The organism is Pontibacter ramchanderi, from assembly GCF_002846395.1.
Lineage (GTDB): Bacteria > Bacteroidota > Bacteroidia > Cytophagales > Hymenobacteraceae > Pontibacter > Pontibacter ramchanderi.
In genome coordinates, this window is record NZ_PJMU01000001.1 from 182,229 (window position 1) to 199,064 (window position 16,836).

The following is a 16,836-nucleotide window of genomic DNA, read 5'->3' on the forward strand; positions in this document are numbered from 1 at the left end:
GATTAATATGGTACTATGAAAAAGGTGATCCCGTTTAAGATTCCGAAGTCAAGTAAGGAGTTTGTGCGCTTTCAGGAGGACCGCCAACCGTATTTCTATGACAAGCTGCACCAGCATCCGGAAATTCAGCTGAGCTGCATCCTGCAGGGGGAGGGGAAGCTGATCGTGGGCGACTACCTGGGCCGCTTTAAGCCGGGCGATATTTTCCTGCTGGGCCGCGACGTGCCGCATGTTTTCCGAAGCGATAAGGTATATTACGCAGCAGAAAGCCAAATGGAGTGCCACGACCTGATCGTATTTTTCGATACGCAGGCTTTGGGACAGGCATTTTGGGAGGCGGAAGAGCTACAGGAAGTCCGGAATTTCTTTGGGAAGCTGAAAGGCTGCTACCAGGTACAGGGCATTAACCAGGTAAGCTTTTTCCGGCAGGTGGAGCAGTTGAAGGAGACATCGGGGCTGGACAAGATGCTGGCGGGACTAGAGTTACTCCGGGTGCTGCTGCAGGATGCCCGGCTGGAGCAACTCAACCTGGACGACCGCGTACAGGACCTGTCGGAGCGGGAGGGGAGGCGCATGGACCAGGTGCTGCACTTTCTGGTAGAGCAGAGCCACCGGGCTATAGCACTGGAAGAGGCCGCTACCGTTGCCCATCTGAGCCGGGAGGCTTTCTGCCGCTTTTTCAAAGAAAGGACCCGCAAAACTTTCACGGCTTTCCTCAACGAGATCCGGGTCGGCAATGCCTGCCAACTGCTCCTGAAAGAGGACGCTACCATTGCCAGTGTGGCCTACGGTGCGGGTTTTTCCAATCTCTCGCACTTCAACCGGGTGTTTAAAAACCAGATGGGCTGCTCGCCCAGGGTATACCGTCAGTTGGGGCGTTCGAAGCTGCAACATAGCTAAGGTATAGAACAGCTGCCTTAAACGACAAAGGGCCCCGCATGATGCGGAGCCCTTTGTTTGATTTACGCTTTTTATATCACCAGACTAAGCCAGTTTCACATTTACCGCGTTTAGTCCTTTTTTGCCTTCTTTCACTTCGAATGTTACTTCGTCGTTCTCTCTGATCTCGTCGATCAAACCTGTTACGTGTACGAAGTACTCTTCATTTGTTTCACTGTCTTTGATAAAACCGAAACCTTTGGTTTCATTAAAGAATTTTACTTTTCCGTTACTCATGATATGTTGTTGTTATTACAGGTTAGACACTCCTGAACGTTAAATCGTTCATTGTAGGTTACAATTTTTTGCAAAAAATTTCAAATAATGGTTCTGCTTCGCTTTAAGGCCTATAATTTTTTGTCAAACACCACCGCAGTATACTTATCGCGACAGGGGCGGATATAAAAAAATCCGGCAGTCAGGTATAGGACTGCCGGATTCTCTCAGGTATAAAATGGGCTATACCTAGCCGTAGATCTCGTTTAGCAGACCAGCCAGACGAACTCCTGCTTGAAGGATGCGCTGCTCCACTGTGCTGAAGTTGTCGTAGCTGTAGCGGTAGCCCAGGCGACCGTCTTCCGGTATGTTGTATACCTGCTCTCTCAACTGCACAGACTCGTAAGCCCAGTCGCGTACGCCAGTGGATTGCCAGTTTTTTACCTGGCCTTTGGATGGGGTGCCCACAAACCTGGCCAGCTCCGTAAAGCTCAGGTTTTTACCATCGATCATGTCGCTGTCCCAAACACGGTGCAGGTTAGAGGGCTGTCCAAACCACTCCAGCTTCACGGCATTGCCGCCTGTGTCGCCTTCCTTGCCTACGTGTAGCGGCTGGTGCAGATCGCCTACCAGGTGAACCAGGTATTTGAGGTATTCAGCTTCCTGCTGGGCGCTCAGGTTTCCGGCTTTCAGCACGGTTACCAGTTCCTCGATCTTCATGATCACGTCACCGTTCGGGTTCTTCTCGGTCTGCTCGTATTTCATGCCGCCCGGCACAGTTACCCAATGCCAGTCATGCGTGTGGTTGTAGGCTGCGTCCGATTTAATGTCGTCCATCCAAACCGATACCTCCGCCAGCGAATTGTCGGCCAGCACTTTGTTGATCTTCTTCAACGCTTTTTTCTTTAGGTGCTGCTCTGCTATCAGCCCCACGGCGCGGTGTCCGTTTTGCCCCCAAGCCATGGCCTGCGATACGAAGAGAGGTATAAATAGCAGAATACAAACTATTTTTTTCATCGATAAAATTATTGGATTTTAGATGCTGCAAAACAACGGCTTTTTTACTTAATTGTGTAAACCAAAGCCTACTTCTTTTCTAGAATGGCTTTTCAGGCTTTAAAGTTCAGTGGTATGTGGCTGCTGTTACTGCTCCTTTTTAGACACGGATCTCTGGTATGAAGTTACTCTTGACAGGCTTACTCATGATGGCAGTAGTACTAAATGCAAGCGGACAGGATCGCAAGCGCGCCCGAGACTATGGCATCCGGATCGGGGTGCTGCAGACGGGCAAGCATAACGCCATTACCGATGTGGTCGGTTTGCGGGTGGGGCAGACTACTTTGGTAGAGGGCAATCAGGTCCGGACAGGGATAACGGCAATTCTGCCGCACAGTGGTAATCTCTTTCAGCAAAAAGTACCGGCTGCGGTATACGTGGGCAATGGCTTTGGTAAACTGGCCGGTAGCACGCAAGTGCAGGAGCTGGGCAATCTGGAGTCACCGATCATCCTGACCAATACCCTGGGAGTAGGCACGGCCCTGAACGCGGTGGTCGGCTATACCTTGCAGCAGCCCGGCAACGAAGCGGTGCAGTCTGTCAATGCGCTAGTGGGTGAGACAAACGATGGTTTTCTGAATGATATAAGAGGCAGGCATGTGAAAGAAGAGCACGTGCTCGCAGCCATCAAGCAGGCGGCTGACGGACCGGTAGCCGAAGGCAATGTCGGCGCCGGAACCGGTACGGTCTGTTTCGGGTATAAGGGGGGAATTGGAACCGCATCGCGAAAGTTACCAGCCAGCCTTGGCGGCTATACGGTGGGGGTGCTGGTGCAAAGCAATTTTGGTGGCGTGCTGCAAATTGACGGCGTGCCTGTAGGAGAGGAGCTGGGTAAATTCTCGTTCAGCAAGCAGGTGTTGGAAAGCGCCGATGGGTCCTGCATGATCGTGGTGGCGACTGATGCGCCGGTGGATGCCCGAAACCTGGAGCGCATCGCGAAGCGGGCCATGATGGGCCTGGCCAAAACAGGCGGGATCGCTTCCAATGGCAGCGGCGATTATGTGATCGCCTTCTCCACCAACGAAGGCTTGCGTATACCTTACAGCTCAGAAGCGAAAACCCAAACGTTCACCCTGCTCCGTAACGACGAGATGTCGCCCCTGTTCATGGCCACCATTGAGGCAACCGAAGAAGCGATCATCAATTCTTTGTTCAAGGCTGAGACCATGAACGGGCGCGAGGGCAACACCATAGAAGCACTTCCTATCGAATCAGTCATCAAAACACTCAAGAAACACAATGCCATCAAACGATAAACTTTTCGCCTATAACCTGGGCCTGATCGTTCCGCTGAGCGAGGCGACCCTGCACATCAGTGACCTGTCCGTGCAACGCGGCTACGGGGTGTTCGACTTCGTGAAAGTGCAGCAGGGCTTTCCACTGTTTCTGGATGATTACCTGGACCGGTTCTTTCAGTCCGCTCAACTGATGCACCTTTCAATGCCTTTAACAAGAGAGGAAATCAAGCAGGTGATCGATGAACTGATAGCACGCAACCAGTTGCCGGAGGCGGGGCTGAAAATGATTTTGACCGGCGGCTATTCCGAAGACGGTTTTACACCAATGAACCCCAACCTGCTCATCACGCAGCTCCCGCTCACGCTGCCCTCGGAAGAAAAAGTGGCAAAGGGTATTCCGATCATGACCCATGACTATGTGCGTGAGATGCCGGAAGTGAAAACGATCAACTATTCCATGGGTATACGCCTGCTGCACGAGCAGAAAGCCAACGGTACAGAAGAAGTACTTTATGTCAAAAATGGGCTGGTGTCCGAATTTCCGCGCTGCAATTTTTTTATGGTGACGCACGACAACACAATCGTGACGCCTGCCAACAATATTCTGAGGGGAATTACCAGAAAGAATGTGCTTAGCCTGGCCGGCCGCAGGTATAAGGCCGAGGTGCGTGACATACGGTTAGAGGAAATACTACAAGCGAAAGAATGTTTCCTGACCAGTACCACAAAGCGGATACTCCCCATCGTGCGGGTAGACGGTGTATTGGTTGGGACGGGCAAGCCAGGTGAGGTGAGCTTACAACTGCTGCAGGATCTGATGGAGCTGGAGGATTCGCAGATTGCCGCGCTTAGGGAGTAGAACACACTGGCACACAATTAAATGCATTAGCCGCTGACTATCTGATAGAATGCGGCTTTTTTTTAGTTAAAATCAGATTTTCTTCAGAATCGGGCAGTATATAGTAAGCAAAAGCCTGTCTTATGAAGAAATATCTCTACTCACTGGTCCTGATTTTTTTTCTTTCAACAACAGCGTGGGCGCATCAACCGCTTGATTTAGCCTTGCAAGTGCCCGATACAGCTGTTGCCAGCCAACCAGCCGATACTACCGCACAGGTAGCTCCCTCCAATAAACTTAGCCCGCTGGCCCGAAAAGCGGCTATACCTGTCCTGTTGATCGGGCTGGGCGTTACGCACATGGATGACGAGGGATTGTTTGAAGGGAGCCGTGGCCTGAGGCGGGCTGTACAGCGCGAGTATGCCGGTTTCTATACCCACGTAGACGACTATTTATACCATGCCCCGCTGGCGCTCACTGTCGGGCTTAATCTGGGAGGCGTGAAAGGGGAGCATCACTATGTAGAGCAGGCGCTGCTGCTTGGCATGACGCATTTTGTAAACCGGGTGCTCACCAACAATCTCAAATCCATTACGGCCATCAACCGGCCCGACGGTTCAAATAACGACGCCTTTCCCTCGGCGCATACCAGTAAAGCCTTCGCCTATGCTACTTTTTTCCATAAAGAATACGGCAAGCGCAGCATCTGGTACAGTATTGCGGGCTATTCCGTGGCCACTACCACCGGTGCGCTGCGGATCCTCAACGATAAGCATTGGCTCTCAGATGTGTTGGCGGGTGCAGGTATAGGCATCCTGTCAGCGGAGGCTGTATACCTGCTATACCCTAAGATGCAGCAGATCATCGACCACAGTTTTCACAAGCGACAGCAAAGCCAAATGGTGCTGATGCCCTACTACAGTGGTGGTGCCGGTGGACTCGCCCTGGTTTGGCAGCTGCGCTAAAGCAGATCGCCCGGCACAAGGTATGTCGGGCGAATATGTTTACTGAATCCCTTTGGTGTATTTCAGGATGACCCCTTTTCCTTTCTTGCCTCCTTCGCTGGCAATGTACAGTGTGCCGTCCTGATCAAAGGTAAGGCCTTCTGCCTGTCGCAGCTGCGATTCGTCGAGGTTGAGTGTCCGGTTGAGTTTCCCATCCCTTGTCATGGTGTAAAGGCGGTTGTTTACGGCATCGAGCAGGTAGAGCACGTCTTTGGTCGGATGCTTTTCGAGTGAGGAAGGTTGCAGCACATCATACTCCAGCTTCAGTTTTTTTCCTTTCCTGGGGGGCTCCACTTGTTCCAGCGGAATAGAGATGACCGGCTCTGGCAGAAATTTCTTAGAGTTCAGCGAAAAGGCGTAAATAGCTTTTTGCCCTTTCCATTTCGGATCATAGCCTTTGGGCGCTAGCAGCAGCTGGTTCTGTTCACGGTCGTAGGCGAGCCCCTCTATGTTGATGGTGGCCGGAAAGCTAGCTTCGTATACCTTCACAGCAGGTTGCTGGTTCTCAAATCCGGCTATTTCGAACAGGGTACCGTCGCTGCGCACGATGTAGGCGTCTTCACCGGCCAGGGCTATACCTTCGTAGTCGCCGGGGCCTGCAAACGGTATTTCCCTTACGATCATTTTCTGCCTCAGGTCATACACAAAGATCTTGCCCTCCTCATCTTGTACGCAGGCCATATTGCCATCGGGGAGCAAGGCGATGCCTGATACTTCCCGCAGTTCGGTGGGAAGCTCCCAGCGGCTGTCTGCTATACCCAGGTCCTCCACTGAAGTTCTGCTCGGGCTTAATGGCAGCATTGAAGCTGCTTGTTTTTGAACTGTTGGCGTGGCGTTGGCGGACCTTTCCAACAGTTCGCCAGCTTCGCTGTACCGCAGCCAGATGTCCCGGCTCCCTTTTTCGAGCTCGATCACAAAACTGGTACTATTGCCTTCCTGCATGCGGTGTACCTCGCTTACTTTATACTGGTTAAACTCCTGCTGAAGCTGTGCCACCACGCGTTTGGGCAAATACTGCTCTTCAATTTCCTCGATATAGCTGACCAGGGTGCCGTCTTCTTTGAAAAGTGCTTTCCGTTCCCTTCCGCTGATCTTGAACTCAGCCTCATAGAGGCCGTCCGTCTGTTCCCACTCTACTTGCTTGATAGTGGGGTAGCTCTCCACAAATTTAACCTTCACGGCATCGGGCACGTTCCGGGCGGACCAGATCTGATCGCAGCTGCTCAGGCTTGTGCCGGCTACAAGCACCATCGCCCATAAAAAAGTATGTTTCATAATATGCTTCTCATTCTTTGTGTGTTTCTGCTCGGGTATACTGGCCGAATTTGAAGCAAATCTGAAGAAAAGCTGTTTGGCTAATTTTTTTTCGGAAACTTAAGCCGAAGTACGTGCAGGCCTTCTTCGTAGGTATAGGAGGGGGTGAGCCGGTACAGCTCGCTGATCTTGCTGACCAGCGCGAGGCCAATGCCCAGCGACCCCGACAGTTTGTTGCCGCTTCTGAAGCGCTCAAACAAAGTCACCGGCTCATCTGTTGCCGGCTCTCCTGAGTTTCTGATGCACAGTTCGTCCGCCTTCAGGCTGATCCGGATGATGCCGCCCTCGCTGTTGTGCCGGATAGCGTTGAGCAGCAGGTTGGAGATCAGGATTTCGCACAGGCCAATGTTCATCTCCACAAAAACGGGCTGCATTGCTTCGATCTCCACCCGGATGTGGTGCATCAGCATCATTTCGTGCAATTGGTCCAGCTGCTCCTGTAATAACTCATGCAGTGGTATCACCTCGTTTTCCGAGAATTCCCGGTTTTCGATCCGGGTAAGCAAAATAAGCGAACGGTTGAGTCGTGACAAGCGGTTGATGGAGGCGTGCATTTCTTCGAGCATGGTAGCCTGTTGCATGTTCAGGTTATCGGACTGCATGAAGAGCTCGAGTTTATTGCTTACAATGGCCAGCGGTGTCTGTATTTCGTGGGAGGCGTTTTCCGTAAACTCCTTCAGGTTGAGGTAGTCGCTGTGGATCTTGCTGGTCATGGCCTGCAGCACCTCGTTCAGCTCCTGAAACTCCTGCGTGTCGGTTGGTTTCAGCAGCAGCGGTTTTCGGTCGGTGAGGCTATAGCGTTTAGCCCGCTCGAGCGTGTCGTAAAAATTGCGCCAGTTGTATTTGTTGATGAAGTAGTTCACTCCGGCCAAGCCGACAAGCAACAGCACAAAGATCCAGGCCATCGCCAGCATCGTGCTCTCAAACAGGTCCTCAAAATCCATGAGCGACTTGAGGATGGTGTACTCGAACGGTTTGCCGTATTGGTAGGTGGTGAAGGTGAGTTTCCGGAAGGGCACATACTCCTCATCGTAGGTACTGAAGATCAAGGTGTCCGAGAGCGCTTCCAATGCGCCGGGGTGGGCGCCTGTCTCTTTAACGATGATCGCTTCCGATATACCCGACGTAACGCTGGGCAGCTCGTTGTGCTTCCGGATGTATTCGATGATGTTCTCTTTGTCAGTAAAGAGCTGGTCATCTACTTCGTCGTAGATCTCTGTCTGGAGGATTTTGTAAAAGCTGAGCCCGCCGAGCAGAAACACGATCACAGAAACTAGAAGATAGTAAAGGCTGGTTTTGGTCAGGATGCGCATCAGAAGCTGAATTTATAACCCATTCCGTACACGGTCGTGATCGGGTCTTCGCCGCCGGCCTCCACCAATTTGCGACGCAGGTTTTTGATGTGCGTGTAAACAAAATCAAGCGAATCGAGGGATTCGATGTGGTCGCCCCATAAGTGCTCGGCAATGGAGTCCTTGGTGAGTACCCGGTTCTTGTTCGTGACAAAGTAGAGCAGCAGGTCATACTCTTTTTTTGTCAGCGTGAGTTTCTGCCCCTTTACATGCGCCTCCGCCGACTCCGGGAAAACTTCAAGGCTTCCGATGCGAATCACTTTCTGCCCATTGAAATTACGGCGACGGATAACCGAGCGTAGCCGGGCATTGAGCTCAGAAAGATGGAAAGGCTTGGTCAGGTAGTCGTCTGCGCCCAGTTCCAGCCCGGTGATCTTGTCGTCCAGCGCGTTCTTGGCCGAGATGATGATAATACCCGTGTCGGGGTTATTTTTCTTAAGCAGGCGCACCAGGTCCAGACCGTTGCCACCCGGCAGGGTCAGGTCGATTAGCACGCAGGTATAGTGCTGGTCGGCCAGCAAGCGGGAGCCTTCGTGGTAGGTCAGCGCCGTGTCGCAGGTATAGCCGCCCTGTTGCAGGTAGGTGACCATAGACGCATTCAGCGCCTTTTCATCTTCAATTATCAGCAGTTTCATCTGATTGGCATATTTCACGCAGTATACGGAAAGAATCTGAAGATAATCTGTTTCACTGAGCTATTGCTCAGGTATAGCCCATGCGGTACAGAATAGCCTGAGGCATACGCCTTGCAAAATTGCGGAAGTGGCTACAGCTGGCTTGCTCTGGTATAGCGATGAGGAGAACCCAGCCAAATGTTAAGTTGAACGCTAGAGATGAGGTATAAGCAGTGATCTATACATACTCTGCGCCCTAGGTATAAGCGTCCTATTTGCTTAGAACCAGCGGACTCTACGTTCCTTTTTCTCTTCCTGCTTGCGGCGCTTTTCCTCTTTTTTCCTTTCGCGGTTACTCTTTGCCTGGTTTTTCCAATCTTCGTAGGTCTTCACAACCCGCTCGGCAATCCGGTCGAAGATGTTATCCGGCTCGGGCGGAGCATCACGGTAAGATGGGCAGTTTACCATGCCTTGCAAATGGGAGGGAAGCGGAGCAAAACGGCCGGTGCGCAAACTGGCAAACTCCTTGTCCTGCGCGATGCGGCGCATATACTCTCCCCACACAGGCATGGCGGTGCGTGAGCCCTGGCCCTCACTGATCGTTCTGAACCGCACTTTCGGGCTTTCCGCCCCAACCCAAACGCCTGTAACCAATTCCGGCGTAATGCCAATGAACCAGCCATCGGCATGTTCCTGCGAGGTGCCTGTTTTGCCGGCAATGTCCATGCGCAGGCCGTATTCTGTGCGCAAACGGGCGGCGCTGCCTTCTTCCACCACGCCCTGCAGCAGGTGCAGCATCACTGCCGCGTTGTCCCGCGACAGTACCCGCTGGGTACCGCTGCCGCTTCGGTGTTGGTGAATGACGCGGCCCTGGCGGTCCTCAATCCGTTCAATGTAAATGGGAGCCGTTTTGTACCCGCCATTGGCGAAGGCCGAGTACGCGCTCACCATTTCCAACAGCGACAAGTCGGCCGTACCAAGCGCCAGAGAAGGCACCTGCGGCAAATCCTGCTGGATGCCCATGCGTTTGGCCAGCGCCACTGTACGGTCTACGCCCGTCTCCAGGATCAGGTGCGCGGAAATAGTGTTAACGGACTGCGCCAGTGCTCCGCGCATGGTGTACTCGCCGCCATACTGTCCGTTGGAGTTGCGTGGCGACCAATCCTCGTATTCGGGGTAAGAGGTGAGCTCGTTGGGGAAATAATCGCAGGGCTTTATACCTTTCTCGAGTGCGGCGGCATACACAAATGGCTTGAACGTGGAGCCCACCTGGCGGCGTGAGCGCACATGGTCGTATTTGAAGGCGTGATGGTCAATGCCGCCCACCCAGGCACGTACATAGCCAGTGGCAGGCTCCATCGACAACAGGCCTGTATTGAGGAAGCGCTGGTAATACTGGAGGGAGTCCATCGGTGTCATGGGCTTGGTGGTGCTGCCTTTCCAGTTAAACACCTGCATGCTCACCGGCTGCCGGAAATTCTCCAGTATCTCAGCTTCACCGGCACCACCTGCCTTCAGTTTCTTATACCTGTCGGAGCGCTGCATAGCCAACTGGATCACCGAGGCATCAGAGCCCCAGGGTGTGCGGCCCTTCCAGTGCGCGTCGAACTGCTGCTGCAGCTGTGCCATTTTTTTACGCACGGCCTGCTCGGCGTGCCGCTGCATGCGCGAGTCGATGGTGGTATAAATCTTCAGGCCATCGGTATAGAGGTTGTAGGGCTGTCCGTTTTGCTTGCGCTGCGTGGCGGCCCACTGCACCAGCTCCTGGCGCAGCTGCTCCCGAAAATAGGGTGCCATGCCATCGTTATGCGTGATGTAGCGATAGTTGAGCTTGAGAGGTATTTTCTTTAGGGAATCAGCCTGTTGCGTGGTGAGGTAGCTATACCTGGCCATCTGGTTCAGCACCACATTGCGTCGCTGCAGGGAGCGCTCCGGGTAGAGGCGTGGGTTGTAACTGGTCGTGGCTTTCAGCATACCGATCAGCACGGCGGCCTGCTCAGTTTTAAGCGAGTCGGCGGTGGTATTAAAAAAACGGCGCGAGGCCCGCTCAATGCCGTAAAGGTTACCACCCATCGGCACGGTATTCAGGTATAGCTCCAGCAACTCCTGCTTAGAGTAGATGCTCTCAAGTTTTCTGGCAATGATGATCTCGCGCATTTTGTTGATGGGCATCTCCCAGATGCGGCGTCCCTTGCGTGGAAAGAGGTTCTTTGCCAGCTGCTGACTGAGCGTGCTGCCACCGCCAGAGCTTTCCTGGCCCATCAGCAACGTCTTGATGAACACACGTGCCAGGCTGCGCGCATCCACACCGCTGTGCTCGTAAAAACGCACATCCTCCGTCGCTACCAGGGCGTCGATAGCGACTGGTGCAATGTCGTCGTAGCGGATGTTGGTGCGGTCCTGTATGTAGTAGCGACCCAGCAACACATTGTCATCTGAGTATACCTCAGAGGCTGTGTTGTTCTGGATGGCTTTCAGTTGGGCACGCGAAGGGATAGCACCCCCCACTATACCTGTAAAAACGGCCAGGTAAAAGACTGTAAAGGCAAGCACTAAAAACAGCGCGCCCTTCAACGTGAATCGCAGGATGGCCCGCAGGTCTGACATACGGGGCTTAAGCGGGTTAAACTGGCGTATTGCCTGCCATTTCTGCTGCCAGTAGGCGGCTGTGAACTTTGGTTTCTGGCTCTGAAAGAACAGGCGGAACTGTGTCGCCAGAAACGAAAGAACAGGCACCAGGAGGCCGTATGTGGTTAATCTTATTAGCTTTACAAGCAATCGCTTCATATAAGGTAAGTAGTTGCGCAGCCGCTATGGCAGCTACAGCCAGGAGGCAGGCAATAACCACGCCATACCTTGCCTTGTTTTCAGAGCCCATACGTGAAAAAACACTTCAGGAACGTTCCGTGCTGTTAGAAAGGCTCCGGATAAGAACGCAAATAAAGCATATAATATTCATTTTGAGAGCAGCTAAGCTACCCCATTAACCCATTGGAGGGATAAGAATACAATGCTGAGTTTCAAAGCAAGGCATTTTGCCGGAAACTTTGGGATGATCGAAAGATGGCTAGATGTGGCTTCGTGGGAAAGGCTTGGGTAAGGGGACTTGTTTTAGGCAACATAGGGATAGACCACAATTTAGGTAAGCAAAATGGGAGTAAGCAACCAGTGTCACCTACTCCCATTTTTTATATTTTGAAATTAATCCTCTACCAGCCATTCCAGTGCATCCTCTTCAGCCAGGAAGTAGTTTGCCTTGTGGTCGAGTGCAGCCTGCTTCAACTTTTGGCCGATGTTTTCGCTGCTCATCTGCTGCAAGGCATCGGCTGAGCTGATCACGGCCAGCTTTCGCAGATTCATTTTAGGGATTATTTCCCGGGAGGTTGCCACAAGCCATCCCTGATCTTCGAGCGTGAGCATGCCCAGGCGTTGGTTGTTGAGTAGCAGACGTTCTAAGCGGTGCTCAATCAGGGCGCGTGCTGCCTTTAGCATGCCATACCGGTACTGCCGGCTCTGTGGCGCTTTTTTCCAACGGATGTTCATCAGGCTTTTTGCCTTGTCCAAAGTAATCGACACGAAATCGGTTTCTATGGTAAGCAAGCCGGGTAGGGGCTCCTCCACGTTGGTCGGCTTGCCACGCTGTGCCAGCCCCACAGGTACAGCCGCGTGGCCTCTTTCTTTTATGCCCGTGCGAATAAGCTTCAAGTTAAAGTGGAGCGGGACAGGAATGAATGCCTCATCGGTTATGGCCTGGTAATGGTCTGGCAGCAGCCACTGCAGGCCGCTTTTACGGTCGCTGAATAATTGGGCTTCGTAAGGCATATTGTCCAGCTCCTGCAAAGTCTGTTGTATCGGGCCTAGCACGTCTTTAGGTACAATGCGGGCAACCCGTTTAATTGATGTGTAGTTCAGCGCTTCCTTAGTGAATTTTTTGGCCCACTGCTGATCTTCCTCAGAAACCTGGTACTGCGAGGGTAGTTCGACCAGCATTAGTTCTGCTTTCAGGATTGCCACGGCACGCGCCAACAGTCGAATTGACTGCCTTAGCTCCGCTGACGTAGGAAAGCGGTCCCATTTGCCGCAAAGCAATTTGAGATGCGGGCAAAAGCATACGGAAAGGACATCAGTTTCTTGTGCAGATGTGGTCGAAGCGGGCGAACCATGACCACCGTACTGTGGTAGTGGTACATTAGAAATTATCGTACTCATATGTGTCATTTGTTTCATAGACAGGGGGACCTGTCAGCAGGTATAGGCAGCGCGGTATTGGTTTGTGGTGTTCTAAAAACCGAAATATAAGTATTTGAGTTCAAGACATTTAAATTACTATAATTTATTCTTTCATCGAATAGAATTGCTTATTCGTTCGCCAGTAGTTTCTGACAGTTTACCCAGCGATAGGCTAGTTTGACCAAGATTTGGCAACCTGAAAATAATCAAATAAATTATTGCGCAACCTACCCCGCGTGGCTGGCTGCGTAGTATAGCTACTGAACACTAAGCTGGAATATTTATGAATATTGAACGCACACTGCCTGATGTCTCCGAAGCGGATGTCGTACTGATAGGAGCCGGTATTATGAGCGCTACACTAGGCGTGATGCTCAAAGAGCTGCAGCCCGATCTGCGCATAACGGTGCTCGAAAGGCTTGGGGAAGCAGCCGCCGAGAGCTCCGATGCCTGGAACAATGCCGGAACCGGCCATGCGGCCTTCTGTGAGCTGAACTACACCCCGGAGAAGGCAGATGCTAGCATCGATACCACCAAGGCAGTCAGCATTGCCGAGTCCTTTGAGATTTCCCGTCAGTTCTGGTCCTATCTCATCCAGGAAAATCGCCTGAACCTGCCTGGCAACTTTATCCGGAGCATTCCGCACATGAGCTTCGTGTGGGGCGATGACAACGTCAACTATCTGCGGAAACGCTATGAGGCCCTGTCGGCCTGCCATCTTTTTGAGGGAATGGAGTACACTGAAGACGTGGACAAGTTGAAGGCCTGGATACCCTTGGTAATGGAAGGCCGTGACCTGCTACAGAAAGTGGCCGCCACCAGGATGGACCTGGGCACAGATGTGAACTTCGGGGCGCTGACACGCTGCATGTTTGAGCAACTAAGCGAAATGGAAGGGGTGAACCTGTATTTCGGCTACGATGTACGGAAGCTGAAGCAACGCCCTGATAACCGCTGGAGTGTACGGGTCCGGCATCGGGAGACGCAGACGAAGCACAAGGTAAGAGGTAATTTTGTTTTCATTGGTGCCGGTGGTGGCTCTCTGCCGCTGCTGCTTAAGTCAGGTATACCGGAAGGCAAGGGCTTCGGCGGATTCCCGGTGAGCGGGCAGTGGCTCAAATGCATTAACCCGGACGTCATCGCGCAGCATCATGCCAAGGTATACGGGAAAGCCTCCGTGGGCTCGCCACCCATGTCGGTGCCCCACCTGGATACCCGCTTCATCAATGGCAAGCGCGAGTTATTGTTCGGGCCCTATGCTGGTTTCACAACCAAGTTTCTGAAGAACGGTTCTTTCTTTGACCTGCCTTTGTCGCTGAAAGTGAACAACCTGCACCCAATGCTGGCAGCAGGCGTGCGTAATATTCCGCTTACCCAGTATCTGATCAACCAGGTACGGCAGTCGCCGGACGAGCGGGTAGAGGCGCTCCGACAATACTACCCGGAGGCCCGAAGCGAGGACTGGCAACTGGAAGTGGCCGGGCAGCGGGTACAGGTGATCAAGAAGGATCCGAAACATGGTGGCGTACTCGAGTTCGGAACGGAGGTCGTGGCAGGGGCAGACGGATCGCTGGCCGCCCTGCTGGGGGCTTCTCCGGGCGCCTCCACTGCAGTTTCCATCATGATCAATTTGCTGCACCGCTGCTTCCCTGAGCAAATGGCATCGGCCGCCTGGCAACAGAAACTAAAACAGATGATTCCATCTTATGGCGAATCGCTGGCAAAAGATCCGGCTTTGCTACGCCAGGTACGTGCCTGGACAAATGAGGTGCTCGGCCTGCAGGACAAGGTAGACAGCCAGGTATAGGCGGATTATCTCTTGTGTCTATGCCTGTATACGGTACTCCGGAGACATAAAAAAGCCCTCCCGACTAAGCAGTCGGGAGGGCTTTTCTTCATTTACCACGCGGCAATTACCAGATTCTGATTCTGTCTTGTGGCGCGATGTACAGTTTATCACCAGGCTTCACGTTGAAGGCCTTGTACCAGGCGTCCATGTTCACTGGTGCACCGATCGTACGGTACTTGCCCGGTGAGTGGGTGTCTGTCAGGATCAGCTGTGCCTCAGTCTCTGGGAGGATGTTGGTTCTCCATACCTGAGCCCAGGCCAGGAAGAAGCGCTGGTCAGGCGTAAAGCCATCAATCTTCTTCTTGCCTTTTCCTTGCTTGGTCATCTTAAAGGCTTCGTAAGCAGCGCTCAAGCCACCCAGGTCACCGATGTTCTCGCCCAGCGTCAATTTGCCGTTCACGTGGATAGTGTCCTGCACAGTGTAGTCGTTGAACTGCTTCACCAGCTGGTCAGCCTTCTCCTGGAAGCGGGCACGGTCTGTGTCGGTCCACCAGTTGCGCAGGTTGCCGTCTTTGTCGTACTGGCTACCGGAGTCATCGAAACCGTGGGAGATCTCGTGTCCGATTACCGCACCGATGCCGCCGTAGTTTACCGCATCATCCGCGTTCGGGTCGAAGAACGGGAACTGTAGGATACCTGCCGGGAACACGATCTCGTTCATCACCGGGCTGTAGTAGGCGTTCACGGTCGGAGGCGTCATGCCCCACTTGGTTCTGTCAACCGGCTTGCCCAGCTGGCTCACCATGTCGTTGTAGCCCCACTGGCCGGCGTTGCGCACGTTCTGGAAGAAGCTGTTGCGGCTGATGTCCAGTCCATCGTATGTTTTCCACTTCTCCGGGTAGCCTACTTTCGGACGGAAAGTAGACAGTTTGGCAAGGGCTTTCTCCTTCGTCTCAGCAGACATCCAGTCCAGGCCTTTGATACGGATCTCGTAGGCTTTGATCAGGTTGGCGATCATCTCGTCCATACGGGCTTTCGCCTCCGGCTTAAAGTGCTTCTGTACATATAGCTGGCCAAGTAGCTCACCTATAGTGCCGTCTGTCAGCTGCGACATGCGCTGCCAGCGTGGGGTTTGCACCTTCTGGCCGGTCAGCGTCTGCGTGAACGCGAAGTTTGCATCCACGAAGTCTGAGCTCAGGTATGGCGCTGCGGATTTCAGCACGTTCCACTGCAGGTATGTCTGCCAGTCTGTAACCGGGGTGGCGGTCAGCATGTCGTTTAGCTCTGTGAAGAACTTCGGGTTGTTTACCAGAAGGGTGTCCTCACCGCTTACTTTCATCTTAGCCATCAGCTGCTTCCAGTCCATGTTCGGCGTGGTTTTGCTGAAGTCGGCAACGGCGAATTTGTTGTAGGTTTTGTGCGGGTCGCGCATCTCTACGCGTGCCATCTGGGCAGCAGCCAGTTGCTTCTCGATGTTGAAGATCATCTCAGCGTTCTTCTTCGCAGTGGCCTCATCAGTGCCGGTCAGGGTAAAGAGCTTTGTGATGTAGTTTTTGTAGGCATCCTGAATGCGGGTGCTACGGGCATCGTTCTTCAGGTAGTAGTCGCGGTCTGGCAGGGTCGTGCCACCCTGGCTCAGTTGCGGGATCATTACTTCCACGTTCTTGCGGTCTTGGCCCACAAAGAAGCCGAACATCGGTGCGCCCGAGCCGGAGGTGCGCAGGTACGCTACCTCGTTCAAAACACCATTGGCATCTTTTATACCTTTGATGCGCTCCAGATCAGCTTTGATCGGCTCATAGCCGAGCTTGTCAATGGCGGCGCTGTCCATGGCGGCAGCGTAGAAGTCGCCCACGCGGCGCTCTACAGAACCAGCCGGTGCGTTTGTTTTGGCGGCGGCATCTTTCAGGATTGTGCGAACGGCGATGATGTTGAAATCGCGGAGCTGGTTAAAGCTGCCCCAACGCGTTTCCTTGGCCGGCACCGGGTTGTTGCGCAGCCACACGCCATTGGCATAGGTATAGAAGTCGTCACCCGGCTTCACGCCCGTGTCCATGTTCGACTTGTCGATGAACTTATCCTGGCCGGCAGGTTTGCCGCCGTTCTGGGCCGATACTTCCATCGCGCAGAAAGTAGCCGCACCGAATAGCAAAAGCCTCAGGCGGTTCTTCCAGACAGACGATTCTCTCACAGTCTGTGACAGATTAGCAGTGTCTTTTGTGTTTTTCATGTTAGATTGATTGTTT

13 protein-coding genes are annotated in these 16,836 nt (G+C 53.0%); 5 read left to right on the forward strand and 8 right to left on the reverse strand.

Going from position 1 to position 16,836, the window contains the following annotated elements:
* Positions 1-15 precede the first annotated feature (15 nt).
* Positions 16-900, forward strand: a complete 885-nt coding sequence (locus BD749_RS00775) for an AraC family transcriptional regulator (protein WP_101442481.1) — start codon at positions 16-18, stop codon at positions 898-900.
* Between the two features lie 84 nt (positions 901-984).
* Here the strand turns inward: BD749_RS00775 and BD749_RS00780 are convergent, their stop codons facing one another.
* Entirely contained in the window at positions 985-1,176 is a 192-nt protein-coding gene (locus tag BD749_RS00780; protein WP_007659836.1) for a cold-shock protein, read from the reverse strand.
* A 228-nt stretch (positions 1,177-1,404) separates the two neighbouring features.
* Positions 1,405-2,172 carry a S1/P1 nuclease gene (locus BD749_RS00785; RefSeq protein ID WP_101442482.1) on the reverse strand — a complete coding sequence of 256 codons (768 nt, stop codon included), beginning with the start codon at positions 2,170-2,172 and terminating at the stop codon, positions 1,405-1,407.
* Positions 2,173-2,330: 158 nt separating this feature from the next.
* Between BD749_RS00785 and BD749_RS00790 the strand changes: the two genes are divergently transcribed.
* From BD749_RS00790 to BD749_RS00800, 3 genes are all read left to right on the forward strand, one after another.
* On the forward strand, positions 2,331-3,467 hold the full coding sequence (locus BD749_RS00790; protein WP_101442483.1) for a DmpA family aminopeptidase: 1,137 nt from the start codon (positions 2,331-2,333) through the stop codon (positions 3,465-3,467).
* Positions 3,451-4,308, forward strand: a complete 858-nt coding sequence (locus BD749_RS00795; protein ID WP_101442484.1) for an aminotransferase class IV — start codon at positions 3,451-3,453, stop codon at positions 4,306-4,308. Before BD749_RS00790 ends, BD749_RS00795 begins: the two co-directional genes overlap by 17 nt.
* A 122-nt stretch (positions 4,309-4,430) precedes the next feature.
* On the forward strand, positions 4,431-5,252 hold the full coding sequence (locus BD749_RS00800; protein WP_101442485.1) for a phosphatase PAP2 family protein: 822 nt from the start codon (positions 4,431-4,433) through the stop codon (positions 5,250-5,252).
* A gap of 39 nt (positions 5,253-5,291) precedes the next feature.
* On the opposite strand, the gene BD749_RS00805 is transcribed toward BD749_RS00800, so the two are convergent.
* The 5 genes from BD749_RS00805 to BD749_RS00825 form a co-directional block, all read right to left on the reverse strand.
* Positions 5,292-6,566 carry an SdiA-regulated domain-containing protein gene (locus tag BD749_RS00805; protein WP_245868583.1) on the reverse strand — a complete coding sequence of 425 codons (1,275 nt, stop codon included), beginning with the start codon at positions 6,564-6,566 and terminating at the stop codon, positions 5,292-5,294.
* 80 nt (positions 6,567-6,646) lie between these two features.
* On the reverse strand, positions 6,647-7,918 hold the full coding sequence (locus BD749_RS00810; RefSeq protein WP_101442486.1) for a sensor histidine kinase: 1,272 nt from the start codon (positions 7,916-7,918) through the stop codon (positions 6,647-6,649).
* A complete protein-coding gene (locus BD749_RS00815; protein WP_101443566.1) occupies positions 7,918-8,592 on the reverse strand; it encodes a response regulator transcription factor in 675 nt (224 codons plus the stop codon). Before BD749_RS00815 ends, BD749_RS00810 begins: the two co-directional genes overlap by 1 nt.
* A gap of 258 nt (positions 8,593-8,850) precedes the next feature.
* Entirely contained in the window at positions 8,851-11,358 is a 2,508-nt protein-coding gene (locus tag BD749_RS00820; protein ID WP_101442487.1) for a penicillin-binding protein 1A, read from the reverse strand.
* A 414-nt stretch (positions 11,359-11,772) separates the two neighbouring features.
* A complete protein-coding gene (locus tag BD749_RS00825; RefSeq protein ID WP_143741206.1) occupies positions 11,773-12,780 on the reverse strand; it encodes a hypothetical protein in 1,008 nt (335 codons plus the stop codon).
* Between the two features lie 304 nt (positions 12,781-13,084).
* Here BD749_RS00825 and BD749_RS00830 point away from each other — a divergent pair, with 304 nt between their 5' ends.
* Positions 13,085-14,608 (forward strand): malate:quinone oxidoreductase, encoded by a 1,524-nt coding sequence (locus BD749_RS00830; RefSeq protein ID WP_101442489.1) that lies wholly within the window; start codon positions 13,085-13,087, stop codon positions 14,606-14,608.
* Between the two features lie 106 nt (positions 14,609-14,714).
* On the opposite strand, the gene BD749_RS00835 is transcribed toward BD749_RS00830, so the two are convergent.
* The gene (locus tag BD749_RS00835; RefSeq protein ID WP_101443567.1) at positions 14,715-16,646 is read right to left on the reverse strand and encodes a M13 family metallopeptidase; all 1,932 of its coding nucleotides are present in this window, start codon (positions 16,644-16,646) and stop codon (positions 14,715-14,717) included.
* Positions 16,647-16,836 lie beyond the last annotated feature (190 nt).

Coding starts and splice junctions, on each gene's coding strand:
- BD749_RS00790 (WP_101442483.1), top strand. CDS start 2,331: ATGAAGTTACTCTTGACAGGCTTACTCATGATGGCAGTAGTACTAAAT.
- BD749_RS00785 (WP_101442482.1), bottom strand. CDS start 2,172: ATGAAAAAAATAGTTTGTATTCTGCTATTTATACCTCTCTTCGTATCG.
- BD749_RS00780 (WP_007659836.1), bottom strand. CDS start 1,176: ATGAGTAACGGAAAAGTAAAATTCTTTAATGAAACCAAAGGTTTCGGT.
- BD749_RS00815 (WP_101443566.1), bottom strand. CDS start 8,592: ATGAAACTGCTGATAATTGAAGATGAAAAGGCGCTGAATGCGTCTATG.
- BD749_RS00775 (WP_101442481.1), top strand. CDS start 16: ATGAAAAAGGTGATCCCGTTTAAGATTCCGAAGTCAAGTAAGGAGTTT.
- BD749_RS00805 (WP_245868583.1), bottom strand. CDS start 6,566: ATGAAACATACTTTTTTATGGGCGATGGTGCTTGTAGCCGGCACAAGC.
- BD749_RS00795 (WP_101442484.1), top strand. CDS start 3,451: ATGCCATCAAACGATAAACTTTTCGCCTATAACCTGGGCCTGATCGTT.
- BD749_RS00835 (WP_101443567.1), bottom strand. CDS start 16,646: ATGGACACGGGCGTGAAGCCGGGTGACGACTTCTATACCTATGCCAAT.
- BD749_RS00810 (WP_101442486.1), bottom strand. CDS start 7,918: ATGCGCATCCTGACCAAAACCAGCCTTTACTATCTTCTAGTTTCTGTG.
- BD749_RS00800 (WP_101442485.1), top strand. CDS start 4,431: ATGAAGAAATATCTCTACTCACTGGTCCTGATTTTTTTTCTTTCAACA.
- BD749_RS00820 (WP_101442487.1), bottom strand. CDS start 11,358: ATGAAGCGATTGCTTGTAAAGCTAATAAGATTAACCACATACGGCCTC.
- BD749_RS00830 (WP_101442489.1), top strand. CDS start 13,085: ATGAATATTGAACGCACACTGCCTGATGTCTCCGAAGCGGATGTCGTA.
- BD749_RS00825 (WP_143741206.1), bottom strand. CDS start 12,780: ATGAGTACGATAATTTCTAATGTACCACTACCACAGTACGGTGGTCAT.